At 61.4% G+C, this 26596-nt stretch carries 20 protein-coding genes; 12 read left to right on the top strand and 8 right to left on the bottom strand.

The window, feature by feature from the left end:
- The first annotated feature begins 198 nt into the window (after positions 1 to 198).
- The 10 genes from AC1AX7_RS06715 to AC1AX7_RS06670 all read left to right on the top strand — a co-directional run bounded on the left by AC1AX7_RS06715 (position 199) and on the right by AC1AX7_RS06670 (position 10815).
- Positions 199 to 495 (top strand): hypothetical protein, encoded by a 297-nt coding sequence (locus AC1AX7_RS06715; RefSeq protein WP_476509316.1) that lies wholly within the window; start codon positions 199 to 201, stop codon positions 493 to 495.
- 350 nt (positions 496 to 845) lie between these two features.
- Positions 846 to 1142 carry an Asp-tRNA(Asn)/Glu-tRNA(Gln) amidotransferase subunit GatC gene (gene gatC, locus AC1AX7_RS06710; RefSeq protein ID WP_476509315.1) on the top strand — a complete coding sequence of 99 codons (297 nt, stop codon included), beginning with the start codon at positions 846 to 848 and terminating at the stop codon, positions 1140 to 1142.
- Position 1143: 1 nt separating this feature from the next.
- Positions 1144 to 2697: an Asp-tRNA(Asn)/Glu-tRNA(Gln) amidotransferase subunit GatA gene (gatA, locus tag AC1AX7_RS06705; protein ID WP_476509314.1), complete on the top strand. Its 1554-nt coding sequence runs from the start codon at positions 1144 to 1146 to the stop codon at positions 2695 to 2697.
- A 110-nt stretch (positions 2698 to 2807) separates the two neighbouring features.
- Positions 2808 to 4307: an Asp-tRNA(Asn)/Glu-tRNA(Gln) amidotransferase subunit GatB gene (gene gatB / locus AC1AX7_RS06700; RefSeq protein WP_476509313.1), complete on the top strand. Its 1500-nt coding sequence runs from the start codon at positions 2808 to 2810 to the stop codon at positions 4305 to 4307.
- Positions 4308 to 4525: 218 nt separating this feature from the next.
- Positions 4526 to 5623, top strand: coding sequence for a GNAT family N-acetyltransferase (locus tag AC1AX7_RS06695; RefSeq protein ID WP_476509312.1), 1098 nt, complete (start codon positions 4526 to 4528; stop codon positions 5621 to 5623).
- A gap of 6 nt (positions 5624 to 5629) precedes the next feature.
- The gene (locus AC1AX7_RS06690) at positions 5630 to 5944 is read left to right on the top strand and encodes a DUF2469 domain-containing protein (protein ID WP_476509311.1); all 315 of its coding nucleotides are present in this window, start codon (positions 5630 to 5632) and stop codon (positions 5942 to 5944) included.
- Positions 5945 to 6224: 280 nt separating this feature from the next.
- Complete coding sequence (locus AC1AX7_RS06685; protein ID WP_476509310.1) at positions 6225 to 7814, top strand: NAD(P)/FAD-dependent oxidoreductase; 1590 nt, start codon at positions 6225 to 6227, stop codon at positions 7812 to 7814.
- A 149-nt stretch (positions 7815 to 7963) separates the two neighbouring features.
- A complete protein-coding gene (locus AC1AX7_RS06680; RefSeq protein ID WP_476509309.1) occupies positions 7964 to 8194 on the top strand; it encodes a hypothetical protein in 231 nt (76 codons plus the stop codon).
- The gene (gene rho, locus AC1AX7_RS06675; RefSeq protein WP_476509308.1) at positions 8184 to 10376 is read left to right on the top strand and encodes a transcription termination factor Rho; all 2193 of its coding nucleotides are present in this window, start codon (positions 8184 to 8186) and stop codon (positions 10374 to 10376) included. The genes AC1AX7_RS06680 and rho overlap by 11 nt, the downstream gene beginning before the upstream one ends.
- Before the next feature lies 1 nt (position 10377).
- Positions 10378 to 10815 carry a chorismate mutase gene (locus AC1AX7_RS06670; RefSeq protein WP_476509307.1) on the top strand — a complete coding sequence of 146 codons (438 nt, stop codon included), beginning with the start codon at positions 10378 to 10380 and terminating at the stop codon, positions 10813 to 10815.
- Between the two features lie 156 nt (positions 10816 to 10971).
- On the opposite strand, the gene AC1AX7_RS06665 is transcribed toward AC1AX7_RS06670, so the two are convergent.
- From AC1AX7_RS06665 to AC1AX7_RS06645, 5 genes are all read right to left on the bottom strand, one after another.
- Positions 10972 to 12444: a phosphatase PAP2 family protein gene (locus AC1AX7_RS06665; RefSeq protein WP_476509306.1), complete on the bottom strand. Its 1473-nt coding sequence runs from the start codon at positions 12442 to 12444 to the stop codon at positions 10972 to 10974.
- Between the two features lie 336 nt (positions 12445 to 12780).
- On the bottom strand, positions 12781 to 15507 hold the full coding sequence (gene valS, locus AC1AX7_RS06660) for a valine--tRNA ligase (protein WP_476509305.1): 2727 nt from the start codon (positions 15505 to 15507) through the stop codon (positions 12781 to 12783).
- A gap of 89 nt (positions 15508 to 15596) precedes the next feature.
- The gene (locus AC1AX7_RS06655) at positions 15597 to 17123 is read right to left on the bottom strand and encodes an ABC transporter substrate-binding protein (RefSeq protein ID WP_476509304.1); all 1527 of its coding nucleotides are present in this window, start codon (positions 17121 to 17123) and stop codon (positions 15597 to 15599) included.
- A 156-nt stretch (positions 17124 to 17279) separates the two neighbouring features.
- Positions 17280 to 17948, bottom strand: coding sequence for an endonuclease III (nth, locus tag AC1AX7_RS06650; RefSeq protein WP_476509303.1), 669 nt, complete (start codon positions 17946 to 17948; stop codon positions 17280 to 17282).
- 1 nt (position 17949) lies between these two features.
- Positions 17950 to 18666, bottom strand: coding sequence for a winged helix-turn-helix transcriptional regulator (locus AC1AX7_RS06645; protein ID WP_476509302.1), 717 nt, complete (start codon positions 18664 to 18666; stop codon positions 17950 to 17952).
- 316 nt (positions 18667 to 18982) lie between these two features.
- Between AC1AX7_RS06645 and AC1AX7_RS06640 the strand changes: the two genes are divergently transcribed.
- Positions 18983 to 19774 (top strand): hypothetical protein, encoded by a 792-nt coding sequence (locus AC1AX7_RS06640; RefSeq protein WP_476509301.1) that lies wholly within the window; start codon positions 18983 to 18985, stop codon positions 19772 to 19774.
- 199 nt (positions 19775 to 19973) lie between these two features.
- Here AC1AX7_RS06640 and AC1AX7_RS06635 read toward each other — a convergent pair whose 3' ends face one another.
- Both AC1AX7_RS06635 and AC1AX7_RS06630 read right to left on the bottom strand, forming a co-directional pair.
- Positions 19974 to 20468: an inorganic diphosphatase gene (locus AC1AX7_RS06635; protein WP_476509300.1), complete on the bottom strand. Its 495-nt coding sequence runs from the start codon at positions 20466 to 20468 to the stop codon at positions 19974 to 19976.
- A gap of 194 nt (positions 20469 to 20662) precedes the next feature.
- The gene (locus tag AC1AX7_RS06630) at positions 20663 to 22852 is read right to left on the bottom strand and encodes an alpha-1,4-glucan--maltose-1-phosphate maltosyltransferase (protein ID WP_476509299.1); all 2190 of its coding nucleotides are present in this window, start codon (positions 22850 to 22852) and stop codon (positions 20663 to 20665) included.
- 333 nt (positions 22853 to 23185) lie between these two features.
- Here AC1AX7_RS06630 and AC1AX7_RS06625 point away from each other — a divergent pair, with 333 nt between their 5' ends.
- Complete coding sequence (locus AC1AX7_RS06625; protein ID WP_476509298.1) at positions 23186 to 25468, top strand: peptidase; 2283 nt, start codon at positions 23186 to 23188, stop codon at positions 25466 to 25468.
- A gap of 653 nt (positions 25469 to 26121) precedes the next feature.
- Here the strand turns inward: AC1AX7_RS06625 and AC1AX7_RS06620 are convergent.
- The gene (locus AC1AX7_RS06620; RefSeq protein WP_476509297.1) at positions 26122 to 26565 is read right to left on the bottom strand and encodes a hypothetical protein; all 444 of its coding nucleotides are present in this window, start codon (positions 26563 to 26565) and stop codon (positions 26122 to 26124) included.
- Positions 26566 to 26596: the final 31 nt, after the last annotated feature.

Below are 26596 nucleotides of genomic sequence, written 5' to 3'. Positions count from 1 at the left end.
TAACTTTAGGCGTTATCCACATTTATGCGGCATTGGGACTATATATTAACAGTGGATGCCGGTCTTGCTGTGCGAATTGTTTCGAGCCGTCATATTGCGGCTCTCTTTTGCCGGTGTCATATCATTTCGTTGTGATTGCCGACTGTTCGCCGTCGCGGTGCGCGTCGCTGCTGGCATTGCGTCTATGGCATTGTAGCTATGGCATTGCGTCCATGGTATTGCATCGATGACATCGCATCGATGGCATTGCGTCTGCCGATGTTTGCTGTATTTGTTGATGCCGCAGGATTTGTTGGGATTTTCCGGAATCTGTATAGGGCTTGCTGTGATTTGTTGGAATTCGTCAGGATTCGTTCGCCCGTTTGTCTGTATTCCAGTCGCGGAATTTATGTGATTCAACTGATTGGCATATCAGCGTCGCATTATGGCAGTGCGGCGGTCGCCGGCATGCATGTGGTTCAGCCGATTTATGCATTTATATGGTCAGCTATATAGTCAGTGTCACAAATCCGTAGGTAAATTCTTTTTAGCAGTACGCTGAGAGACCGTCAGTGTACTGCTAAAAAGAATTTACCTACGGATTTGTGACACTGAGAGAAATATTCGGAAAAAGCCGCCTAGCGGGGATGCAGGTGCACGATTTTTGAGATAGCGCTTGTTGTTGGTGTTGGGAGGTGGGGTTGCTGTTGGTGTTGGGAGGCGGGGCGCTGTTGGCGTTGAAAGTGGGCTTGCGATTGGCTGAGGGGAAAACAGTGGGATAGGCGGACCATTGGGATCGGGCGCGGCCGGCTGGGAAGCGGAAAAAATAACCGGCCTCGTCACAAACCGCACGTATAGTAAGGGACATGCCTACATTCACACGAGAAGAAATCATGCATTTGGGCGATTTGGCCCGAATCGCACTCACCGATGAGGAAATCGCCCGCCTGCAGGGCGAGCTGAACGTCATCGCGGATTCCATCAACAAAGTACAGGAAGTCGCCGGCGACGATGTGCAGCCGACCGCGAATCCGATTCCGCTGGAAGCATATCTGCGCCCGGATACTCCGGAAACGCCGTTGACCCAGGAAGAAGCCACCGCCGGCGCTCCGATTTCGGAAAACGGCATGTTCGTTGCACCGCGCATTCTGGGGGAGGAGTGAGATGACCGCGACTACCGAACTCGTCAAGCTGTCCGCCGCCGAGATGGCGGCCAAGATCAGGGCCAAGGAAGTCTCCAGCCGTGAACTGGTCGATGCCCATCTGAACGTCATCGAAGCCGCCGAGCCGAGCATCCACGCATTCCTCGCGCTGTCCGCCGATCAGGCCCGCGAGCAGGCCGACGCCTTCGATGCCAAGAACGCCAAGGGCGAGACCGAGGGCATGCCGGAATTGGCGGGCGTGCCGATCGCGATCAAGGACATGATCGTCACCAAGGGCATCGTCACCACCGCCGCTTCGAGGATCCTTGAAGGCTGGGTGCCGCCGTATGACGCCACCGTCATCGAAAAACTGAAGGCCGCGGGCATGCCGCTGCTGGGCAAGACCAACCTGGACGAATTCGCCCAAGGCTCGTCCACCGAACATTCCGCCTATGGCCCGACCTACAATCCGTGGGATACCGAGCGTGTGCCGGGCGGTTCCGGCGGCGGCTCGGCGTCCGCGGTCGCCGCATTCGAAGCGCCGCTCGCACTCGGCACCGATACCGGCGGCTCCATCCGCCAGCCGGGCGCCCTGACCGGCACCGTCGGCGTCAAGCCGACCTACGGCGGCGTTTCCCGCTTCGGCGCGATCGCCATGGCAAGCTCGCTGGACCAGATCGGCCCGGTCTCCCGCACCGTTCTGGATTCCGCGCTGCTGCAGGAAATCATCGGCGGCCATGATCGCCGCGACTCCACGTCCATTCCGGAAGGCCCGCGTCCGATGGCCGCAGCCGCCCGCGAAGGCATGAAGCGCGATCTGAAGGGCATGAAGGTCGGCCTGGTCAAGGAACTGGGCGGCGAAGGCTTCCAGCCCGGCGTGCAGGCCCGCTTCAACGAAGCGGTGAAGATGCTCGAAGACATGGGCGCGGAAATCGTCGAGGTCTCCTGCCCGCATTTCGAATATTCGCTCGGCGCCTACTACATCATCATGCCGTCCGAAGTCAGCTCCAACCTGGCCCGCTACGACGGCATGCGCTATGGTCTGCGCGTCACCCCGCCGGCCGGCGTTCCGAACACCGCGGCCAACATGATGGCCTACACGCGTGAAGCCGGCTTCGGCGACGAAGTCAAGCGCCGTATCATCCTGGGCACGTATGCGCTGTCCGCAGGCTATTACGACGCCTGGTACGGTTCCGCGCAGAAGGTGCGCACGCTGATCATCGACGACTTCAGGAAGGCTTTCGAAAAGGCCGATGTGCTGATCTCCCCGACCAGCCCGTCCACCGCCTTCAAATTCGGCGAGAAGATGGACGATCCGCTGGCCATGTACATGAACGACATCGCCACGATTCCGGCCAACCTCGCAGGCACTCCGGCCATGAGCATTCCGGCCGGCCTGTCCGACGACGGCCTGCCGACCGGCATCCAGTTCATCGCCCCGCAGCGGCGTGACGAAGTGATGTACAAGCCGGCCGCCGCGTTGGAAGTCGCTTTGAATGAGGCTTGGAACGGCCCGATCTGGCAGTCGCTGAACACCCCGTGGCTGGACGGCCTGGACGACGGCCTGAACAAGTAAGCATCGGAAAGCCGGGAGGCCGGAAGGCTGGCAGTCGGATCGGACGACCAATGGTCGTGCGGTCCGACTTGGCAGCCGGAAGGCCGGCAAGACGCAAGCAAGGAATAACAATGGCTGAAAAACTTATGAAGTACGCCGATGCCGTCAAGAAGTACGATCCGGTCATCGGCCTGGAAACCCACGTCGAACTGAGCACGAACACGAAGCTGTTCTGCCCGGCCGAAGTCTCCTTCGGCGGCGACCCGAACACGCAGCTGACCCCGGTGAGCCTGGGCCTGCCGGGCAGCCTGCCGGTCATCAACGAGACCGCCGTCGATTACGCGATTAAGCTGGGGCTGGCCCTGCACTGCGAAATCGCCGAATGGAGCCAGTTCTCCCGTAAGAACTACTTTTATCCGGACATGCCGCGCAACTATCAGATCTCCCAGTACGACAAGCCGACCAACGGCAACGGCTACCTGGACGTCGAACTGGAGGACGGCACGGTTTTCCGCGTTCCGATCGAACGCGCCCACATCGAGGATGACGCCGGCAAGAACACGCATGTCGGCGGTGCCGACGGCCGTATCGAAGGCGCCGACCATTCCCTGGTCGACTACAACCGTGCGGGCGTTCCGCTGATCGAAATCGTCACCAAGCCCATCGAAGGCGCCGGCGACCGCGCTCCGGAAATCGCGGGCGCCTACATGCGTGCCATCCGCGACATCGTGCGTGCGCTCAACATTTCGCACGCCCGCATGGAACAGGGCAACATGCGCGCCGACGTGAACGTGTCGCTGCGCCCGTCCGCCGACGCCCCGTACGGCACACGTTCCGAAACGAAGAACGTGAATTCGTTCCGCGGCATCGAAAAGACCATCCAGTATGAGATTCGCCGTCAGGCCGCGATCCTCGACGAAGGCGGCGAAATCCTGCAGGAGACCCGCCACTGGGACGAAGCGTCGCAGACCACCGCCGGCGGCCGCGTCAAGTCCGACGCCGACGACTACCGTTACTTCCCGGATCCGGATCTGGTCATGCTGCACATCACGCCGGAACACATCGAGCGCATGAAGGCCGAAATGCCCGAAATGCCGCGCGAACGCCGCAACCGTCTGCAGGGCGAGTGGGGCTTCTCCGATCTGGAGATGCGCGACGTGATCAACGCCGACGCGCTCGACCTGATCGAAGCCACCGTCGAAGCCGGCGCAACCGCTTCCGGTGCGAAGAAGTGGTGGCTGGGCGAGCTGTCCCGCGAAGCCAACAACAAGGGCGTCTCCCTGGAAGAGCTGCCGATCACCCCGGCCGACGTCGCGGAGGTCGAGCAGCTGATCGCCGACGGCAAGCTCAACGACAAGCTGGCCAAGCAGACCGTCGCCGGCGTGCTGGCCGGTGAAGGCGCTCCGGAAGAGGTCGTCGCCAAGCACGGCTATCAGGTCGTGTCCGACGATGGCGCGCTCGTCGCCGCCGTCGAAGAGGCGCTTGCCGCGAATCCGGATGTCGTCGAAAAGCTCAAGAGCGGCAACATGAAGCCGATGGGCGCGATCATCGGCGCCGTCATGCGTGCCACGAAGGGCCAGGCCGACGCCAAGGCGGTCAACAAGATCGTCATGGAGAAGCTGCAGGGCTGATTCGCCGTCGATGGGCTCGCGCTGGCTGGCACGCGCGCACACGTATAATGCGCGTCCCGCGTGTCCGTGGCTGAATCGGCAAAACCGAATGGACGAAAGGTGATGATTTTTGTAAATCATCACCTTTTGTCTATTCAGGAATCTTTCAGTCGGGTAGAATACCGTCGAAACGGGTCGGGGATTCCCCGCAAAAGCAAGTAGCACAAGGACGAAGGACGATGTCAGAATATGGCGAGCCGCCGTTGGCGGAACAGCAGCAATCCCGTGAATTGCCGGCCAGGATCGACATTCCGTCGATTCGGGGCGAGATGGTGTATTTGCGTCCGGCTACCGTCGACGACCTTACGCGCATGGACGAGTTGGACGCGTTCTACAATGCGTCCGGCATCACCGGCAAGGACCAGCGTTCGGAGCGTCTGGCGGTGAGCGCGTGGGTCCGTCGTTCCGTCGCCTGGTCCGAAGGCGTGGCGCCGACGGAATCCGGTTTTGGGGATCCGGAATTGCGTCGCACCATTGCTTGGGCGATGGTGACCGATGCCGATCACGATGGCGACGGCACCGTTGACGCGCAGAACACCGACAATGTGATTGGCCTGATTTTCCTGATCGACATTGACGGTTGGTCGCGTTCCGCACGCATCCAGGTGATTCTCGGCAAGGATTACCGGGGCCGCGGCTATTCGCGCGACGCGATGCCGCGTGTGATGACGTACGGTTTCGCGCCTTCGCCGGCAGGCCTTGGCATGCATCGCATTTGGGTGGCCGTTCCCGAAAAGAACACGCGTTCCCGTTCCGTGTACCAGTCGCTCGGATTCGTGCCTTCCGGCACTTCGCGCGACGCCTTGTGGGATGCCGTCGACAATAAATATCAGGATCTGATCGTCATGGACACGTTGGTCGACGAATACGATCCGATTCGTTCGCTTGACGCGTTCGGCATGCACGTGTATGAGGACAATCCGGGTGTGAAGGAGGCGTTGAGCGCCCGCGAGCATTCGATTGCGATTCAGATCGCGCGCTCCGGCCGGAAGAACGCGCGCAATGACGGCACCGCCGGTGCGCAAGGCGGCGATAGGTCGGACGCTTCCGAGAAGACGCCGCCGACGCCGGATGAACGGCGAAAGGATGTCGCAAAGGACAAGGGCCATGCTGAAACGCCGTCGGACGGAGCCGCCGGCACGCAGGAGCACCCTTCATCCGGCGATGAAAACGATCGTAATGACTGGCCGTATAATTCTTCCGACCGCAAGCCATCGAAGGAAGCATGGTGGCGTGTGCTCGGTCGCGGCCGCAAACGTGAAACGGAAGGTATGTAAGGCACGATGAGCGCCGAAGATCTCGACAATTACGAAACCGACGCGGAACTTGCCCTGTATAAGGAATATCGTGACGTCATCAAGTTGTTCACGTATGTCGTGGAGACTGAGCGTCGCTTCTACCTGGCGAACAAGGTGGATTTCAACGTCCGCTCCGCCGGGCAGGACGTGTATTTCGACGTGCAGCTGACCGATGCTTGGGTGTGGGACGTGTATCGTTCCAATCGTTTCGTCAAAAGCGTCCGCATCGTCACTTTCAAGGACGTGAACGTCGAGGAAGTGCAGAAAACCGACATCGACATTCCGGACGATATTCGCTGATCCTGTCGGCCTGCCCGTGAGTTTGCCCGTAGGTCCGCGCGGTCCGCTTTCGGGTTTCTTATCGAATTCCCGTACGGTCATTCCGTTTTCGAGGCTTTGCGGCCCGATCCGGAATCCTCGTACGGGGATTGTTTTTTTTGGGGGGGGGCTCGCAGGAATCCCGTGGCCTCGCCGAACGCGCCTTTTTCCGCGGGAATCGTGAGGATTGCACATGGTCCCATGTGCGTTTTTCATACCTGTAAGTAAAATACCGTTGAATTTGTTATAAGGAGATCTCAACGTGACGAACAAGCAATCCGTAGTGATTATCGGTGGTGGGCCTGCCGGTCTTACCGCCGCATGGGAACTCGTCAAGGACGGCGGCTCCGCACAGTATGACGTGACCGTCCTGGAGGCCACGCGCGAATTCGGCGGCATTTCGCGAACCGTCCGGCATAACGGCAATCGTATGGATATCGGCGGCCACCGTTTCTTCTCGAAGGACGACCGCGTCATGGATTGGTGGAAGGAGGTCCTGCCCCTGCAGGGCGCCGCCAGCTACGACGACCGCAAGCTCGGCCGCGAGCATGATATGGAGCCGGGCGGCCCGGATCCGGAAGTCGAAGACAAGGTGATGCTGAAGCGTCATCGCGTGTCCCGCATTTACTGGAACCGCCATTTCTTCGACTATCCGATTTCGCTTTCCCCCAACACGTTGAAGGCGATGGGCCCGAAGCTGACGCTGGTCGCGGGCTTCTCCTATCTGAAGTCGATCTTCCACAAGCTGCCCGAAACGAATCTGGAGAACTTCTACATCAACCGTTTCGGCCGCAAGCTGTATTCGATGTTCTTCGAAGGCTATACCGAGAAGCTGTGGGGCCGTCATCCTTCGCAGATCTCCGCCGATTGGGGCGCGCAGCGCGTCAAGGGCCTGAGCATCATGGGCGTGCTGAAGAACGCCTTCGAAAAGCTGCTGCCGAAGAAGCGCGACAATTCCGAAGTGGAGACCTCGCTGATCGAGGAGTTCTGGTATCCGAAGTATGGCCCCGGCCAGTTGTGGGAGACCGTGGAAAGTAACTGCGAGCAGGCCGGCGTCACAGTCCTGACCGATGCGAACGTCGTTGAGATCCGTCAGGAAGACGGCCATATCGCTTCGGTGGTGTATGAGGATTCCGAAGGCAACCGCACCGAATTGAAAGCCGACCAGTTCATTTCCTCGATGCCGGTCAAGGATTTGGTCAACGCGATCGACGCTTCCGGGCAGCACGCTCCGGGCGACATGGTCGAGGTCGCCAATGGCCTGCCGTATCGCGATTTCGTGACGGTCGGCCTGTTGGTCAAGCATCTTCGTCTGAAGAACACGACGGATATCCCGACGCTCGGCAATCCGCCGATCGTGCCTGATTGCTGGATCTACGTGCAGGATCCGGGCTACAAGGTCGGCCGCCTGCAGATCTTCAACAATTGGAGCCCGTACCTGGTCAAGGACGTCGACAATACGGTGTGGATCGGCTTGGAATATTTCTGCGAGGAAGGCGATTCCTTCTGGAACATGAGCGAGGAGGACGCCACCAAGTTCGCCATCCAGGAACTGACGCGCATGCGCGTGATCAATGGGCCGCAGGATGTGGTCGATTCGCATCGCGAACGCGTCAAGAAGGCGTACCCCGCCTATTTCGACACGTATGACCGCATGGCGGAGCTGGTCGAATACCTTGACTCCTTCGGCAACCTGTATTGCGTGGGACGCAACGGCCAGCACCGTTACAACAACATGGACCATTCGATGGCCACCGCGATGGAGGCCGTCGAAAACATCAGGACGGGCAAGACCTCGAAGCGCAACGTGTGGTCGGTGAATACGGACAAGTCGTATCACGAGCAGAAGTAGCGCCGCCTGAAGATTGAGGATCGCGACGCGATTGCCGCCGGAATGCGGCGTTCCGCGCAGTATGCCGCCCATCGGACATTCGTCCGGTGGGCGGTTTTGCATCGGTGCGTACGTGTCATGCCTGGATGATGCCGTGGCCGGACGGCGTCATGACTGATGCCGTCCCGATCGATCGCGTCGATGATTCCGAGGTCCGCCGCTTTGCGGCATCGCCTCTCGGCCGTGTTGCGTTGGTCGCGTTGCCGTTGTATGGTTATTCCAGTTCGCTCAGGCTATGGAATGGCGGCGAACATTCAAGCGGATTTCCGCAATCTTTTTTGAAGCTGCTGCATGCAGTGTGTTTTGCAGAGCCAAGGAAAGGCATAACCAGTGGCAACTAGCCCGAATCTTGAAGATATGAAGCTGCCCGAATTGAGGGAATTGGCCAAGCAGATGGGCCTTCGCGGCACTTCGACCATGCGCAAGCCCGAATTGATGGCGACGCTGCAGGCCGCCCGCACCGGCGGTGAAGCTCCTGAAGGCGTGACGGTGAAAGCGCCGAAGCGTGTTGTGAAGCCGCTGCAGAATACGCAGATTGCAGATGATGCGAAGTCGGCGAATGACGGTGCGCCGGCCGCCGATGCGCGCAATATCGAGGTTGCGCAGCATGATGGCCAGGCCGCCAACGGCAAGGCCGTCGATGGCAAGGCCGTCGATGGCCAGGCCGCCGATGATAAAGCCGTTGACGGCAAGGCCGCGGAGGAAGCGCCGCAGTCGGACGAACGCCGTTCCGCTGCGATTGATGTTCAGCTGCCCGATCTGCCGATTCATGAAGATCGCCGTGGCCGCCGCGGCGCCGAGGCGCAGAATGGCGACATGCCACGTGTCGACCGTCGCGCTCGCAAGCATCGCGGCAAGGACGGCGCCGCATCCCTGCTGGACGAGTTGGATTTGGACGTCAATCAGACGAAGCGTGAGAATCCGCGCAATCGTCGTAATCGTGACGATGATTTTGACTCCGACCAGCCGCGTCGCCGTCGCCGTGGCCTGGAGTCCGGCGGCATCGTCGTTGAACGCGACGACAATCGTGATTTCGGCCGCAACGGTGGCCGCGATGAGGATGCTGTGCGCGATTTGGCTGATATTCTTGCCACCCTGCCGAATCAGTCCGCCGACAATGTGCGCCGTGACCGCGTGGAGGGCGAGGAGCCGGGCGAGGAACGTGAGTTCGTACGCCGTAATCGCAATCGCCGAGGCGACAACGACGACCGCCATGAGCGTGTGGAACGCCGTGGCCGCCGCATGCGTGGCCGCGACGAGGAACGTGACGCGCGCGATTCCCGTGATGAACGCGACACGCATGCTGAACGCGGCGAACACGCCGATCGCGTTGAACGTGTCGAACGTGAGGCCCGCCGCGAAGAGCCGCAGGACGATCTGGTCCCGGTCGCCGGCATCGTGGACGTGCTGGATTCCTATGCCTTCGTGCGTACCTCCGGCTATCTGCCCGGTCCGAACGACGTGTATGTCTCGATGGGCCAGGTCAAGAAGTACGGCCTGCGCAAGGGCGACGCCGTGCACGGCTCCATTCGCGCCCCGCGCGACGGCGAACGCCGCAACCAGCGTCAGAAGTTCGTGCCGCTGCAGTCCATCGACTCCATCAACGGCATGACGGTGGAAGAGGCCGCGAACCGTCCGCAGTTCAGCAAGCTCACCCCGCTGTACCCGCAGGAGCGTTTGAAGCAGGAGACGACGCCGAACAAGCTCACCGGCCGTCTGATCGATATCGTCGCTCCGATCGGCAAGGGCCAGCGCGGCCTGATCGTTTCCCCGCCGAAGGCCGGCAAGACGATCACCTTGCAGAACATCGCCAACGCGATCGCGACGAATAATCCGGAAGTCCATCTTATGGTCGTGCTTGTGGACGAACGTCCGGAAGAAGTGACCGATATGGAACGCACCGTGCAGGGCGAGGTCATCTCCTCCACGTTCGACCGTCCGGCCTCCGACCATACGACGGTCGCCGAACTGGCCATCGAACGCGCGAAGCGACTGGTCGAGCTCGGCCAGGACGTCGTCGTGCTGCTGGATTCGATGACCCGTTTGGCCCGCGCCTACAACATCGCCGCCCCGGCTTCCGGCCGAATCCTTTCCGGCGGCGTGGACGCGCAGGCGCTGTACCCGCCGAAGAAGTTCTTCGGCGCCGCCCGCAACATCGAAAACGGCGGCTCGCTGACGATCATCTCCTCCGCGCTGGTGGAAACCGGTTCCAAGATGGACGAAGTGATCTTCGAAGAGTTCAAGGGCACCGGCAACATGGAACTGCGTCTGAGCCGCGAACTGGCCGACAAGCGTCTGTTCCCGGCCATCGACGTGAACGCTTCCGGCACGCGCCGCGAAGAGCTGATCACCGACCCGCAGGAACTGCCGATCGTCTACCGTCTGCGTCGTCTGCTGGGTGGCCTTGAGCCGGAGCAGGCATACCAGACGCTGGTGCCGCGCTTGAAGAAGGCGCCGACGAACCGCGACTTCATGGCCGCGATCGTGCAGCAGGCGAATTCCAACGGCGCCAACGGCAACTGATATGCAGTCCGAAACGCAATCCGATATGCGGATGCCGCAGATGCCGGAATCATCGGAATCATTGGAAACGGCGCGATCGCGGGAATCGCCGCATTGGCGTGAATCCACGATCGATGAAGCGCAGGCCTCGCTGCATCCGCAGGTCGCGCAAGCGGTGAAGCATATCGAACGGCTGCGCGGTTCCATCGACAATGTCGATGCCGCGATCGTGCTGCTGCTGGCGGAACGCTTCAAATATACGGAGCAGGTCGGCCAATGGAAGGCGCAGGCGGGATTCGGGCCTTCCGATTCGCAGCGTGAGGCGCAGCAGGTGGAGCGTCTGCATCATATCGCCCATTCCGCCGGATTGCCGACGGCGATCGCCGACCAGTATCACCGTTTCGTCGTGACCGCCGCCAAAAACCGGCATCAGCAGATCGCTCGGGATACCGCGGAATGAAGCACATTCCAACAAGGAAAGGCCGTTGATGACCACGCCTCATATGGCGTGCTCGTCAACGGCCTTTCGCATTACTGGGAAACGAGATGTTGCCGTGACATGAGTCGATCCATATCACGGCAACATCGTTACCGATGGGTGCCGGTCAGATGCCGATCACCGCTGACGCTGACGACGCATCAGAGCCAATGCGGCACCGGCCGCGGCCATCGCCATGGCAAGCACGATGAACACATCGGCGGAGGAGCCTGTGGCGGCCAGCGCTTCGGAAGAGGACTGCGTGTTCTGATCGGCGTCGCCGGCTTCGGCGTTGCCGGCATCATTCGATCCGGTCGTGTCGGAGACGGTGACGACGGACGGCATATCGGCGTCAACGATCGACGCGATGCTGCCATCGGCGTTCAACGTGACCTTCGAGCTGAGCGCACGGGCCAGGTTGATGCGGTCCCAGCCTTGCGCGGAGGAGCTCAGCGGATAGCCGGAGTCGATGGCGGTGGCGGCCAGCACTTGGTCGCGCTGTTCGACGGTCAGGTCCGGATAGGCGAAGCGCAGCAGTTCGGCGGCCCCTTCGGGAGCGGTGAACTGCTGGCCGGCTGCGGTCACCTGGCTGAAACCGTAGGTCATACGGGCGGTATAGGCGTCGATGGCGGACTGACGGTCGGTGACGGCCTTGGTCGACACCGTGTCGGTGAAGGCGTTCCGATAGCCGTTGGAAGCGTTGGCTCCGGTGTTGACGATGCATTCGGTAAGCGTGCTGCCATAGCCGTCGGCGGAGCAGCGTGCGGTCAGATAGGAGCGCAGCTCGTCGGCGGCGTCGGCCACCTTGTCGGCGTTGGCCGTCCAATAGGCCGCGTTGGAGGCGTGGCCGCCGATGCGGCCGCCCATCACGTCGAGCGCGTAGTGCACGCCGAGCACGATGCGGTTGTTGCCGGCTTCGGAGGTGCGGGCGAGGATTTCGGGAGCCAGTTCCGGGACCATCGCGGCCAGTGCGACGCCGCGGGAATACGCCTTGTTGGTGTGGCCGGAGGGGAAGGATCCCTCCGAGGAGTTCTTCGGATAGTCGGCCGAATGCGTCTTGCCGTCGGAGCCGACGCCGTCCGGAACCTGATGGATATTGAGCGTTGCGGCCAAGCCGTTGAGATCGTTCTTGCCGCTGGTCAGCGCTGCGGCGTTGGGCAGCCATGTGTCACGCTGCGTGTACGGGCGCGGGGACTGATATACGGCCTTGGCCGGATTGCCGCTCCAGCCGTTGTCGTTCATGACGCTTTTCACGGTTTCCAGTTCGCCGCTGTTATAGCCGTCCGCGAAGTATTCGCCCAGAACGGGTCCGAAACCGTCCTTGAACGCGGTGGCCACGTCCTTGTCGGCATCTCGGTCGCTCAATGCGCGCTTCTGCTGTTCGGTGGATTCGGTTTCGGTGGCGCCGACGGCCGCGGCCTGGTTGATGGCGACGGTGACTTCGTCATTATGCTGCAGGACGGCCGTGTTCAGCACGGAGCCGCCGGTGCCGGTGCCGTCATACGGCTCGCCCGGCTTGGTCCAATACGTGTTGAATTCGGTGAGCAGAACGGCCAACGGATCGGTGGCGGCGGTTTCCTCTGCGGAAGCGGCCGGCACCATGGCCACCATGGTTGCGGCGGCGATGAATCCGGCGGATAAGCGTTTCGCCTAATGCGACATGATGAAGCTGTCCTTTCGAAAGCAAGTGGGATTTCGTTGCGTCCACGGCATATTTATTCGATGAATGCACGATATGAGACAGCGTCATTATGTGTGGTATAGGTGTTGTTCCGGTGCCCGATACATGTATGGAAAGTGAATTGTGGGATAACTGTCCGTTTTTGGGCGGTGCACGCCGTGCCGCGCATCGCGTCCGAATACGCATTGTGGCCGTCGTTCTTCCGAAGGGAAGAGCGACGGCCACAATGCGTATGCAATGACGGCGCCTCTCGGGCGGCGGACCGGTCAGGCCTTCTTGGCCTTGACCGGCGGCTCTCCGAGCTCGCTGGCGAGCACGGCCACGGCAGCGGCGGCCTCGCCGTTCCCGTCTTCGGCTGCGGCGCCGAACGAAATCTCGCCGGTCACGCGGCCGGCTTCGGCGATATCGTTCACGGCGGCCTCGACCGAAGCGCGGACCTCGTCGGAAACGCCCAGCGTCACCGACAGGATCGGGGTCTTCATCGAAACCTTCGCCTTGGACTTGATGCCACGCAGCGCGGCCAGCGCCTCGCCCGCATGCACCAGCAGATCGGCGGAGGCGTCGCCCGCGGCCTCGGCATACACGTCGGCGGTCGGCCATGCGGCGCGGTGCACGGAGCCTTCGCCCTCATGCATCCAAGCCCACACCTCTTCGGCGGCGTACGGCAGATACGGGGCCAGCAGGCGCACGAACGCATCCAGGCCAAGGCCCAGCGTGGTGCGGGCGGACTTGACGGCCGCCTCGCTCGGCAGCTTGCCGGTGGCGTCGGCCGTGCCGTAGGCGCGGTTCTTCACCAGTTCGATGTAGTCGTCGCAGAACTGCCAGAAGAAGGCCTCGATGACCTCCAAAGCCTTGGAATGCTCGTAGGCGTTCAACGCATCGGTGGCTTCGCGCACGACGGCGGCCATGCGGGCCATGGCGGCGCGGTCGATCGGCTCGGTCACGTCGGCCGGATCCCAGGAAGCGACCGCGGAGTCGGCCACATGATGGTTCTCGTCTTCACGGCCGATGGCCAGCGCGAACTTCGTGGCGTTGAGCAGCTTGATCGCCAGACGGCGGCCGATCTTCATCTGGCCTTCGTCATAGGTGGCGTCCAGGCCCAGACGTGCGGCTGCGGCCCAATAGCGCACCGCGTCGGCGCCGAACTTTTCGATCGGCTCGTTCGGCACGACGACGTTGCCCTTGGACTTCGACATCTTCTTATGATCCGGGTCGAGGATCCAGCCGGACAGCGTGGCATGGGACCACGGCAGGCATTTGTTCTCCAGATGGGCGCGGTCCACGGTGGAGAACAGCCAGGTGCGGATGATGTCCTGGCCCTGCGGGCGCAGATCCATCGGGAAGGTGGCGTTGAAGATCGCCTTGCTTTCCTCGTCCTGCTCCTCCCAACGGGTCACGATCTGCGGGGTCAGCGACGAAGTCGCCCACGTGTCCATGATGTCCTGCTCGGCGGTGAAGCCGTTCGGCTGGTCACGCTGGGACTCGTCATAGCCGGCCGGCACGTCCGTGGTCGGATCGATCGGCAGAATGTCCTCGCTCGGCACGATCGGATGCTCATAATCCGGTTCGCCGGCCTCGTCCAGCGGATACCACAGCGGGAACGGCACGCCGAAGAAGCGCTGGCGGGAGATCAGCCAGTCGCCGTTCAGGCCGTTGACCCAGTTCTCATAGCGCACGCGCATGAAGTCCGGATGGAATTCCAGTTCGCGGCCGCGTTCGATCAGCTGCGCGTTCAGCGCGGTGTCGGTGCCGCCGTTCTTCAGATACCACTGGCGGGAGGTGACGATCTCGAGCGGCTTGTCGCCCTTCTCGTAGAAGTTCGTCATACGCTTCGTCGGCGTCGGTTCGCCGTCCATGTCGCCGGATTCGCGCAGCGCGTCGACGACCGCCTTACGTGCGGAGAACGCGGTCTTGCCGGCGATCTGTCCGAACATGGCGCGGCCGGATTCGTCCTCGATCCAATCCGGGGTTTCCATGATGATGCGGCCGTTGCGCTGGATGATCGGGCGCAGCGGCAGGTTCAGGTCGCGCCACCACTGCACGTCGGTGACGTCGCCGAACGTACAGCACATCGCGATGCCGGCGCCCTTGTCCATTTCGGCGGCGGTATGCGCGAGAATCGGCACCTTGACCTTGAACAGCGGGGAGTGGACGTACTGGCCGAAATACGGCTTGTAACGCTCGTCGTCCGGATGCGCGATCAGCGCGCCGCAGGCGGCCAGCAGTTCCGGACGGGTGGTTTCGATGTAGATCGGGGTGCCGTCTTCGAAACGGAACGCGATCTTGTGATAGAAGCCCGGGTACTCGCGGGATTCCAATTCGGCCTGGGCCACGGCGGTCTGGAAGGTGACGTCCCACAGACCCGGGGCGTCCTTCTGATAGGCCTCGCCGCGGGCGAGATTGCGCAGGAACGCCTTCTGGGCGACGCGGCGCGGATGCTCGCCGATCGTGTGGTAGGTCTGAGACCAGTCGATGGACAGGCCCAGCCTACGCCACAGGGCCTCGAACAGCTTCTCGTCCTGGGCGGTGAGCTTTTCGCACAGTTCGATGAAATTCTGGCGGGAGACCGGCACCTGATCCTTGGCGTCGATCTTCTTGCCGTCGGTGCCTTCGAACGGCGGCACGAAATCCGGGTCGTACTTCAGCGACGTATCGACGCGCACGCCGTAATAGTTCTGCACACGGCGCTCGGTCGGCAGGCCGTTGTCGTCCCAGCCCATCGGGTAGAACACGTCGAAGCCCTGCATGCGCTTGAAGCGGGCGATGATGTCGGTGTGGGTGTAGGAGAACACGTGACCCACGTGCAGGGAGCCGGAAACGGTCGGCGGCGGGGTGTCGATGGAATAGACGGACTTACGGTCGCGGCTGCCCTGGAACTTGTAAACGCTGTTTTCGTCCCAGACGCCACGCCACTTGTCTTCGAGACCGTCCACGCCCACCTTGTCCGGCAGTGGGGTGAGGTTCGCAGTGATGGTGTGTTGGCTTTCAGTCATGGTTCCCCAGTCTAGAAGCCATTTGTGACAACACCGCAGCGGCATCGCGGCATCATCGCGACCGTATCGCAGCCATCGTCACCGCACCGTCACTGCACCGTCAAACCCGCAAGCGGCAGCCATTCGCGCGTCATATTCGTCGGATATCCGCTCACATGATTCGACGCGATCACATAATCCTTGCGCACATACAGCCAATCCGCGGCGGCGTTTTCGCTGACCGCGCGCGCAAAGGCGCGAAGATTCCCCTGATAGTCGTCATCATTCGTCGACGCCATCACCGCGTCCCACGCCCGCTGCGCGTCGCCGTTTTCATAGCGGAACACGGATTGCGCGTTCGAAAATACGGAGGCGTCGCCCTGCTCGTCCATCGTCATCAACGCGACCGCATACGATCCCTCCTGCAGACGCGACCGCAATGCGGCGTCGTCCAACGTCTCCATCGAAACGTCGAATCCAAGCGTCTGCAGAATGGCGAGGATCTCCTGACCCAGCCGCTCGTATTGCGTCGGCACAAGGAACGTGAACGCATCGAAATACGAACCGGGAAAATAGCCGCGCATCGACTGCGCCTGCGCCAAATCATGGGGGAACAGGCCTGTCAGATCCTCATAGCCGTCCTCCAGCGGGCTTACCGGGCCGCCCAACGGTTCGTACGAATCATCCGCAATGGAATTCAGCGCGCTCGCATTGACGGCGTAGCGGACCATTTTGCGCACCTGCTCGTCGGAGAACGGCGAATCCGACGACATGTTGTACCCCAGCATCACCTTTTCGAAGCCGACTCCCGATGTGATCGCGGTATTGGGAATGCTGGCGACCTCGCTGACCGAAGAGGCGCTGTCCGGCAGCACGATCTGGATGTCGTCGTCCTTGAAGGCGGATATCAGCGACGCGTCGTCGCCGTAATAGCGCAGCAGGATCTGCGACAGAGCGGCTTTGCCGGACCAATAGTCATCGTTGCGCCGCAATGTGATCGCGGTGTCCGACATGTCATCCACGATGAAAGGGCCTGTGCCGATGCTGCGCCTGGCGTAGTCGATGTCGGCCTGCTCGTCGTATACGATGCCGGCGCGGCCGCTCAGCGCGCGCAGTAGTCGGGGATCGGTGCGCGACAGCGTGATCTGCACGGTGTCGTCGTCCGGATTGGTCACGTTCCTGAGATATTCGAAATCGTCGGCGTAGACGAATTCATTCTGCACGGCCTGCTGGATCGACCAGACCACATCGGATGACGACATCGTGTGACCGTTGGAAAAACGTATCCCGTCGTGCAAGGTGAACGTGTAGGTGAGGCCATCGTCGGAAATCTTCCATGATTTCGCCAATCCCGGCTGCAGCCTGTTCGACTGGTCCCGTGTGACCAGCGTCTCGTACACGTTGCCCAGAAGGGCCCGCTGTACGGCGACGTCGTCGTCCTGTTGGATGTCCAGGGATTTCGGCGCATCCGTCATGCCGACCGTCACCGTCTGATCCGTTTGGATGACATTGATTTGCGGCAGAATGCTGCGATGGTTGATCAACGCGAACCCGGCCCACACGATCGTGCCCAACGCCACGGCGGTCGCGATGAAGATCAGCCATCGTTTCACGGCTCCAACAGTGTCTTTCGTCATGTCTTGAAGTCTAGCCGCAATATCGCACGATGGTGGCGCAATCATGCCGTCGACGGCGTCATGCGCCGGAACGCAACGGCGATCTGCCGGCCGGTCGCGTGTTGCGTTTTCGGCTTTTCCGCGTTTCTAGCGTGTGATTTTGCGTTTCGCCCGCGCCTATGCGAGGATCTCCGCGCTTGGACAGGTGCCGTTCAGCGGGCAGCGCGCGCAGTCGGGACGTCTTGCATGGCATGTGGCGCGTCCATGCAGGATCAGCCGGTGGGACAGATCCGTCCATTCTTCGGGCGGGAAGCAGGCCGTGATCTCCTGTTCGATCTTCACCGGATCGGGGGAGGCGCTTTTCCAATCCGAGCGCCAGCGCAGCCGGCCCGTCACACGGATCACATGCGTGTCGACGGGGAATCCCGGCACGCCGAAGGCGTTGCCCAACACCACGTTCGCGGTTTTACGCCCCACGCCGGGCAATGACGTCAGCTCCTGCATCGTCTGCGGCACAACGCCGTCGAAACGTTGGACCAATTCATGCGACAGCGCGATGATATTGCGCGTCTTCGAACGGAAAAAGCCCAGCGGACGGATGATCCGCTCCACATGTTCGGGATTCGCCGCGGCAAGATCCCCCGGATCGGGATATGCGGCGAACAGGTCGGGCGTCACCGTATTGACGCGCTTGTCCGTGGTCTGGGCGCTCAACACGGTCGCCACCAGCAATTGGAACGGATCGTCGAAATCCAGCGCGCACTGCGGGGCCGGAATCATTTCGCGCAGCACCGCGTATTCGGCGTGCATGCGCGCCAGGCGTGCGGCCTTCGATTCGCGCGGCATGCTAGGCGTCCTCTTCGTCGGCTTCCGGCGGGTCGAAACGATATCCGACATTGCGCACGGTGCCGATCACATGCTCGTATTCGCTACCCAATTTGGCGCGCAGACGACGAATATGCACGTCGACCGTACGCGTGCCGCCGTAATAGTCGTAGCCCCACACTTCCTGCAGCAACTGCGCCCGCGTGAACACGCGGCCCGGATGCTGCACCAGGTATTTGAGCAGTTCGAACTCCTTGTACGCCAGATCGATCGGATGGCCGTGCAGGCTTGCGGTGTAGCCGTTCGTGTCGACGACGAGATTGCCGGAACGGATCAGGCCGTCCTCGTTGTCGTCCGTCATGTCGGCGCCGCCCGTACGGTTCGCTGCATGATCGCCATGCTCGCATACCAGGCGCAGTCGGCTTTCCACTTCGGCGGGGGAGGCGGAAAAGACCACCATGTCGGCGATGCCCCACTGCGCGTTCACCGCCGCGAATCCGCCTTCGGCGAGAATCAGGATCACCGGCGTCGAAAGGCCCGTCGCATGGATCAGATTGCACAATGTTTTCGCGGTCGCCAGATCGTCGCGCGCATCAAGGAAAAGAATCGTGCTTTCCGGCATCTTCACCAGGCTTGCGGCGTCCATCGGCAGCACACGCACACGATGCGACAGCAGTGCGAGGGACGGCAGCACGGTGGCGGGATCGCTGGCGAACGTCATAAGCGTAAGATCCGTCACAGTGTCTCCCTCCGGTGTTCTACTGGCGCATGCCGCAGCTTTCGGTCCGTGACGTCTGCCGCGTTCGGTCTTGGCCGCCGCCCGCGGTCTGTGCGCCGGCGGCGGCTTGCCGTCGCGCCTCAGTGTAATCGCAGCCACACGCTGATATTGATTGTAGGCGCATATTGTGGACACTTATGACTACATTTGGTTACATTGTTCGTGGATAGGATGTATTCAGATCGCGATGACCGCAATGTGAACGATGACGCGATTTGCTGTGCGGATTGCAATGCGGCCGCAGCGCGAGTTGCGGCATGGACGGAGGGAGCAGCGCATGACCTCAAAGAAGAATCCGGCCGTTCGGGCCGGCGCCGCCGCCATGTTCGGCGTGCAGGCCGCCGCATATGCGGTGCTGACCGTCGTTTCGGTCGTTTCCGCGGTTTTGATTCCGGGGGCCGATATCGCGGCCGGCGCTGCCGGCGGCATGCTGTATATGCCGGCCGTTCCGGCGGCGGTGGCCGGTCTTGTGCTGCTGGGCGTCTGGCTGACGCGTGCCTGCTCGCCGCTGCGCGACGGCGTGGCCGGGCGTGTGATCGCGGGCGTCCTTGGCGTGCTTTCCGGCGTGTTCGCAGTGACGACGCTGCTCGGCCGGATTGTGGCGCCGTCCGAAGCCACAGGCGCCGAAGGCGCGTCGGCTTCGGATTTTCATCAGTCGGAGGCGTGGCTGGCCGGCGCCGGCGTACTACTGATCGCCCTGACCGTCACGGCATTCGCGCGGCAGATGGCGCGCGAGGAACGCTCGCACCTGATCCGCTCGCTGTCGCACACCATCCTTGACGGCGTGTGCGCGATCGGCGTGTTCGGATGGTGCTTCCTGCCGGGCGTGCTGCAGGCGTTCGCCGGCGCGCGGAATGCGGACGATCCGGGCATGTTTGTGGCTGCCGGGATCGCGATCGTCGTGATCGTGCTGCTGATTGCGATGCTGGCCGTGGCCTCATATTGGTGGCATAAGGAAATGGACCCGCCGTCGGACGCGCGCCACCCGTGGGTCGGCGTCGCGCTGGCGCCGGTAATGTTGAGCGGCACTGCGGTGGCGTTGGCGGGAATGATCATCGCGATGCTGTGATGCTTCGATGATCGCTGTTCTCATGATCGCGGGATCGCATGATCGCATGATCGCGGATGTCGCGCGGAATCATGAAAAACGACGATGGGCTGGCCTTCCTCATGGAAGGCCAGCCCATTTACGCATCCGTAAAACCGATTTCGCAATCAGATTCCAATCGGTCTCAACCAGATTTTAATCGGTTCCACATCGGTTTTGATCAGGCTTCGGAAGCGGCGAGGCGCTCGCGGGCCTCGACGATCTCCTTCTCGGCCACTTCGGCGCCGGTCCAGTAATCGCCCGGCATGACTTCCTTGCCCGGCTCCAGAGCCTTGTACTGCTCGAAGAAGTGCTTGATTTCGGCCTTGTGGTATTCGGAGACGTCGTCGATGTCCTTGATGTCATCGAAACGGACGTCGGCCGGCACACACAGCACCTTATCGTCTCCACCGGCCTCGTCGACCATGTGGTACAGGCCGACGGCGCGGCACTCGACCACGCAGCCCGGGAACACGGAGTTCGGGATCATGATCAGGGCGTCGAGCGGATCGCCGTCCTCGCCCAGGGTGCCCTCGATGTAGCCATAGTCATCCGGGTAGCCCATGGAAGTGAACAGGGTGCGGTCCAGGAAGACGCGGCCGGTCTCATGGTCCACTTCATACTTGTTCTTGGAACCGCGGGGGATTTCCACCACGACGTTGAAGGTTTCTGCCATTGTTGCTCCTTATGTAAGGCGACAGTTGGATGTACTGGTGTACTCAATAGAAAACAATACCGCGCCCGGCGGCACAAGGCACGTCGGGCGCGGTATCGTATGGCCGCATTCGCGGTCGGCGCGTTCTGTCTGCGGCAGGCGGCGCATCATTCGTGGCTGGCTGCAGGCGTCGAATGTCTGCGGCTGGCCGCGGATCAGCCTTCGACGGTCAGGATGTGCGCCACATCCGCCCACGGGGCGAGCGAGACGAAGTTGTCCCAACCCCATTCGAATTCACGGCCGGTCAGCTCGTCGCGCACATGCACGGCATGGTCGGTCGGCAGGCCGTAGTCGCCCAATTCCAGATGGATCGTGGACTGATGCGCGTTGTGCCCGTCGAGGTTGACGACGACGATCACCGTGTCGGTGTGGCCGTCTCCGGTGTATTCTGCCGGGGTCTGGCGAAGGAACGCGATGATGTTCGGGTCGCTGCTGGGCAGGATGTGCAGGTTGTGGTAGCTCCTGCACGCCGGATGCCTGCGGCGGATCTCGTTCAAGGCGCCGAGCAGCTCGCTGATGCCGTACTTGTCGGCCTCATCCCAGTCGCGCACCTTGATCTCGTACTTTTCGTTGTCGATCTGCTCCTCGAAGCCGGGGCGCTGACGGTTTTCGATCAGCTCGTAGCCGTTGTAGATGCCCCAGCTCGGGCTGCCCATCGCGGCGAGCACTGCGCGGATCGCATGGCCTGCGATGCCGTTGTCGCGCGTGTATGCGGTAAGGATATCCGGCGTGGTCGGCCAGAAGGTGTTGTGCTGGTAGAAGCCGCCCAAACCATTGGTCTCCGGCAGGAATTCCTCCAGCTCGCCCTTCGTGTTGCGCCACGGGAAGTAGCAGTGGGACTGGGTGAACCCGGCGTAGCTCAGCGCGCGCACCATGCCCGGGCGGGTGAAGGCTTCGGCCAGGAACAGCACTTCCGGATGCTTCTTCGTGACCTCGGCGATGACGTCCTGCCAGAAGCGCACCGGCTTGGTGTGCGGGTTGTCGACGCGGAAGATGGTGACGCCCGCATCGATCCACAGATTCAGGATGCGTACGACTTCCTTTTCGATGCCGGGCATGTCGGCGTTGAAGTCGATCGGGTAGATGTCCTGATACTTCTTCGGCGGATTCTCCGCGAACGCGATCGTGCCGTCCGGCTTGGTGCGGAACCAGTTCGGATGCTGCTTGACCCACGGATGGTCCGGCGAGCACTGCAGGGCGAAATCGAGGGAGACCTCCAGACCCAGTTCGTGTGCGCGGGCGCAGAACGCCTTGAAATCCTCCATCGTGCCCAGCAGCGGGTCGACGGTGTCATGGCCGCCCAATTCTGAGCCGATGCCGAACGGGGAGCCCGGATCGTTCGGGCCGGCGACCAACGAGTTGTTGCGGCCCTTGCGGTTGGTCACACCGATCGGGAAGATCGGCGGCAGATAGACGATGTCGAAGCCTTCCTCGGCTGCGCGGTCAAGGCCGGTCAGCGCCGTCTGCAGCGTGCCCTGCACGATATCGCCGTTCTCGTCGACATAGGCGCCTTCGGAGCGGGGGAAGAACTGATACCATGCGGCGAAGCTGGACTTCGGCCGCTCCACGCGCAGACGCTGCGGGTTGCTGGCGGAAATGCCGTCGCGCAGCGGATTGCTCCTATGCAGGGCTTCGATGGTCGGATTGTCGGCTTCGGCCAGTCGCGCCGCGGCCGGACGCTCCTTGTCGTCCATGCGGTCGGCGGCCTGCTGCAGATGCTTGCGGTCGCGGGCGGTCAGCTTGGAATCCTTGGTCACGGCCCAGCGGCGCAGCAGCTGTGCGCCGGATTCAAGCGCGTTCTCCACGTCGTCGTCGACCCGCACCTTGATGCGGGCGTCATGCAGCCAGGAAACGTAGGTGTCTTCCCAGCCTTCGACGACGAAGCTCCATTCGCCGAGCTGCTTCTTGACGCTGGCATAGTCGTCGTCCCAAGGCTTCAGATCGCTGTGTTCGCCGGCCTGGATGGTGGCGACCCAGCGGTCGAGACCGGGGTTGACGCAGTGCATCGGCACGCGCAGCATTTCGCGGCCGCGTGGATTTCGCAGCACGACGGTGGCACCGACCTTGGTGCGACCTTCGATGAAAACCTGTGCGGTGACGTCGAATGCTTCGCCGATTTCAACGCGGGCCGGATACAGGCCGTTTTCGATGGACGGGGTGACATCCAGCACATTGATGCGTCCGAACTGGTCGGGCGTGGAACGTTCAAGAATGGGGGCGGCAGGCTCTCCAACGGTCATTTCGACCGCGGCTTTCGCCTTCGTCGTGCGTTTGGCCGCCGGTTTGCGCTTGGCGGTGGAGGAAGCGTCAGTATGTGAACGTGTCGTCACTTGTGTTTCTGCCATAAAACCGATTATAGAGACGTATCTCACGAAATCGTCTTATATTTTTGCACTATTTTTGAACACCAGAAACGTTGATTTTGCGCCGATTGCATGGGCTGATCGCGAGCGCGTCGCCCGCATGCCACGCATTCTTGCCGCGGATATGTGAATTGACGTCATGATGATTGAAATGTGCTGTGGATGGCTGTGGATAACGCAAAAAGTTATGCACAACACGCCGGCGGACGGCGTCTATTTTTCCACAGCGCCCAAAAACCACCCGCCAAAATCGTATTTTCTGACAATCTCGAATCATCGCGGCAATGCGGCTGCGATAACGAGGAAAGGACGATCATGGAAACGAAAAGACATCATGCCGTCGCGTCCATAATCCGCATGCTGGCGGTGTGCGCGGCACTGGCCATGGCATTGCTTGCCGCAGGGCCGGCGCACGCGGCGGAAAGCTTGTCCGCGGGGCCTGACGGAACGCATAAGGTCTTCATATATAACGGAAACAGCTATGAGATCGGCATCACGGCGGTGGATTCCCGCGGCCGATATTATTATTGCCGCGAAATCAACGAATATACGGATTACGTGGCAGGCGAGGCGGCCGTGATGAACGATGACAACACGGCGCGCGCCATCGGCTGGATGATCGATCGTTACGACGATTCGTCTGATTTCTACGCGCACGCATCGATCGGCATGCTCATACATGATGAATATGATGTGAATCCTGACATATGGGCCCAGGCCCGCAAGGATGTGGTGTCGACCTTCCCGGAACTGGAAGCAAAAATGAGCGGTTTCTGGGAAGAGGCCAAACGTAATGCACCGGCCGATGTGGTGGTGGAGCACACATTCACTGACGGACGGCGTAGCGGCACGCTTGCCGTGCAGGTGGTCAATCAGTACGGCGACCCTATAGCCGGCGTTCCCTACAGTGTGACGTTGAGCGGCGCCGCACGATTCAAAAACGGCGATATGACGGTGAACGGCACAAGCCTCGCCGGACGGTCCGAATGGTCATGGACCGCTATCGGGGACGGAAAAGTGTCGGTCGACGTGCAATATGCCGTGGAAAGTCTGGAAAGCGTCGACAGCGCGCAGACGCTTGTGCGTGGCGGTGGGAAAATCCAAGCGCATGCCGATATCGAGCCGTTTGAGGTCGCCAAGACGTTCCATCCGACTGTCAGTACCAACGTCGTCTTGGAACAGGTGGATGCGGGGGAGCCGATACAGGATGTCGTGACCTCCGCCATTACTGGTGACAATACGTGGGCAGACGGCATCGAATTGAATGCCACCGGTTGGTATTTCGACGGCGTCGCGCATACGGGCCTCGACCAACCTATTGCTCCGCGTTCCGGGGAAAACGCCGATGCCTTCCTCAAACGCCTCGCGGATTCGGGATATGTGCCTTCCGCCTTTGGAACCGCGCGATTCAACGGTCCGAACCAAAGTCGCGTGGTGAGTGCGGTCGATGCCGATGGTCGCCCCTACCTTTCGGCAGGGGATGCGAAATTCGGCACATGGGTCTGGGCGTTCGAAATCGATGGGCAAAGCGATTCCGCCGCCGAATATCTGGCCGCGGATTATGTGAGCGGATTCCTTGAACTGAACGAAGTCAACTCCAATCGAACGATCGTCACCAGCGAATCGGAAACAAGCGAATTCTCCGCATCGCTCGGCGCCGAGTTGCGGGACACGATTACGGTGTCCGGATTTCCCGAAGACCACGGACTGTTCGCCGGAAATGAATTACACGGATTCGAGGCGGATAATCCTTATATGCAGGTCACGGTGTGGTGGGCCGGAGATAAGGAGAATCCGGAAAATAATGAACAGTATGCTCCGGCACATGCTGAAGAGCCGCAGGAGGACGAGCATCACGAGATTATCGGAACATGGAATTACCCGGCGAAAAACGGCGAATACCGCATAGGCGGCGGGGAACCGGACGCCAACGGCGATCCGGTGAACATCATCGCCGAGGAACCGGGCTGGTATGTGTTCGTATGGAAATTCACAGGGGATTCCCGCGTGGCTCCGGCGGCAAGCGCCTACAACGATGGCTGGGAACGCGTGTACATCACCGAAAACGAACCCGGTCCCGAGCCGAAGACGCCGATGATCCTGACCGAAGTGAGCGCCCGTACGGTAACGGTCGGGGAGCCGTTCCATGATACGGCCATGATCATAGGCTCCGTGGAGGAAGGCTCATATGTGACCTTCAGCGCCTACGAGCCGGTGCCGGCGGATGCCGAACCGGGAAGCGGGGAAAAACTGCTGGATGAGGAACGCGTCGAATTGGACCACACGCTTGCCGCGCAGCGAGTGACCAGTTCGGATATCACCGCGTCGCAGGCCGGATACGTGTATTGGCAGGCCACGATCTGGGATGCGGCGGGCAATATGCTGGCCACGCACGAGCTTGGTGAGGAACGCGAAACGGTATTGGTCAGTCAGCCGCCGGAGGAGGAACGGCCCCCTGAAGAGCCGGACCCGGCCCCGGAACCGGTGCTTCCGTACACGGGCGTCGATATCGGCATGGTTTCCGGCCTTGTGGTCTTCGCGTTGTCGGTTTCGATGCTGATGATATTCGGCATTCGACGTCGAAGCGGCGAATACTGAATATGACTGTATATAGATAGGAGCGCAAAGGTGCGTATGCGGAACGGACATGTATATGGACAGACGTGCATATGGACGGCATGCATATGGCGTAAGTAACAAACGATGGGGGTTCAACGATGCCCCTCAGCCCTTACGGGAGCAGGCGTGTTGGGCGGTGTTAATGATCCAGCCGTTAATGGAATCGTCGTTTGCCTTCAGCCTAGTCGCATACCGCTGTTGGTCAATCCGGGTTCGAAGGAGAATCCGTTTGCGACCGTGTACGCCATGTCGGAACAAATCCAAGGCGAGAAAAGGCCTTGTCGGCGTCAGCAACGATGCAGTATAGCGCCAGACTGATCCGGCGGTCATGAGTCGAGAACCGGTCTTGGAGAGAAACGCGGCGCGCCGACCGAAACCATGCCATTGGACCGTATTGGTTACTCATGCCGTAAAACCGGGAACCCGGACGCAGTCTTTAATGGTCGGAACGTTAATGCCACCCCGACGCGCTCACTCTCGCAAGGGCTGATGGGCATCATCGGACCCATTGTTTGTTGCTTGCGCCGCCGTATGTGCCTGAGATGCTCTGCAAGCAAAGAGGCTGGGAATCTCTATGATTCCCAGCCTCTTGATTGGTAGCGGGGCATGGATTTGGACCGTGGACCTCCGGGTTATGAGCCCAGCGAGCTACCGAGCTCGTTCGTGAAGCAGTCGTACACGAGCGTCATGTCCGGAACGCCCCATCTGCCGGTGTATTGCAGGCGGGTCCAATGATCGCCGTAGGTCTGCGTCATGCCCTCGGACCTGCTGTGCGGCAGGCAGGTCAGGAACGGGTCCGCCGGTTCGCCGCCGCGTGCGAGCAGGTCTGACACCTCGCCGGCGATGTCCGGTTCAGGTTCCTGCACCTGCGCCGGTTCAGAGTCTGGCGTGTCCGTGTCGGCTTCGTGCCACGTCTCCGGTTGCGTCTCCTGCTGCGGCTGACGTTCCTTCTGGGTTTCCTCCTGCGTCGTCGCGGGCGGTTTCGTCGCCGACGACTGCTCGCCGCCGCACGCCGCGAGTGGCGGCAGGCAGCAGGATAGGACGGCCAATGCGGCGACGAAACGATTCCTGTTCATGGGGTTTGCTCCCTTACATCGAGGGCGTCGT

The organism is Bifidobacterium sp. LH_449, from assembly GCF_056356755.1.
Note: the sequence above shows the minus strand (reverse complement) of the source record. Positions and strands in the feature narration are given on the sequence as shown.

Coding starts and splice junctions, on each gene's coding strand:
- AC1AX7_RS06640 (WP_476509301.1), top strand. CDS start 18,983: ATGACCTCAAAGAAGAATCCGGCCGTTCGGGCCGGCGCCGCCGCCATG.
- gatA (WP_476509314.1), top strand. CDS start 1,144: ATGACCGCGACTACCGAACTCGTCAAGCTGTCCGCCGCCGAGATGGCG.
- valS (WP_476509305.1), bottom strand. CDS start 15,507: ATGACTGAAAGCCAACACACCATCACTGCGAACCTCACCCCACTGCCG.
- AC1AX7_RS06655 (WP_476509304.1), bottom strand. CDS start 17,123: ATGACGAAAGACACTGTTGGAGCCGTGAAACGATGGCTGATCTTCATC.
- gatB (WP_476509313.1), top strand. CDS start 2,808: ATGGCTGAAAAACTTATGAAGTACGCCGATGCCGTCAAGAAGTACGAT.
- gatC (WP_476509315.1), top strand. CDS start 846: ATGCCTACATTCACACGAGAAGAAATCATGCATTTGGGCGATTTGGCC.
- AC1AX7_RS06680 (WP_476509309.1), top strand. CDS start 7,964: ATGACTGATGCCGTCCCGATCGATCGCGTCGATGATTCCGAGGTCCGC.
- AC1AX7_RS06630 (WP_476509299.1), bottom strand. CDS start 22,852: ATGGCAGAAACACAAGTGACGACACGTTCACATACTGACGCTTCCTCC.
- nth (WP_476509303.1), bottom strand. CDS start 17,948: ATGCCGCGCGAATCGAAGGCCGCACGCCTGGCGCGCATGCACGCCGAA.
- AC1AX7_RS06690 (WP_476509311.1), top strand. CDS start 5,630: ATGAGCGCCGAAGATCTCGACAATTACGAAACCGACGCGGAACTTGCC.
- AC1AX7_RS06635 (WP_476509300.1), bottom strand. CDS start 20,468: ATGGCAGAAACCTTCAACGTCGTGGTGGAAATCCCCCGCGGTTCCAAG.
- AC1AX7_RS06670 (WP_476509307.1), top strand. CDS start 10,378: ATGCAGTCCGAAACGCAATCCGATATGCGGATGCCGCAGATGCCGGAA.
- AC1AX7_RS06715 (WP_476509316.1), top strand. CDS start 199: ATGGCATTGCGTCCATGGTATTGCATCGATGACATCGCATCGATGGCA.
- AC1AX7_RS06695 (WP_476509312.1), top strand. CDS start 4,526: ATGTCAGAATATGGCGAGCCGCCGTTGGCGGAACAGCAGCAATCCCGT.
- AC1AX7_RS06620 (WP_476509297.1), bottom strand. CDS start 26,565: ATGAACAGGAATCGTTTCGTCGCCGCATTGGCCGTCCTATCCTGCTGC.
- AC1AX7_RS06625 (WP_476509298.1), top strand. CDS start 23,186: ATGGAAACGAAAAGACATCATGCCGTCGCGTCCATAATCCGCATGCTG.
- AC1AX7_RS06665 (WP_476509306.1), bottom strand. CDS start 12,444: ATGGTGGCCATGGTGCCGGCCGCTTCCGCAGAGGAAACCGCCGCCACC.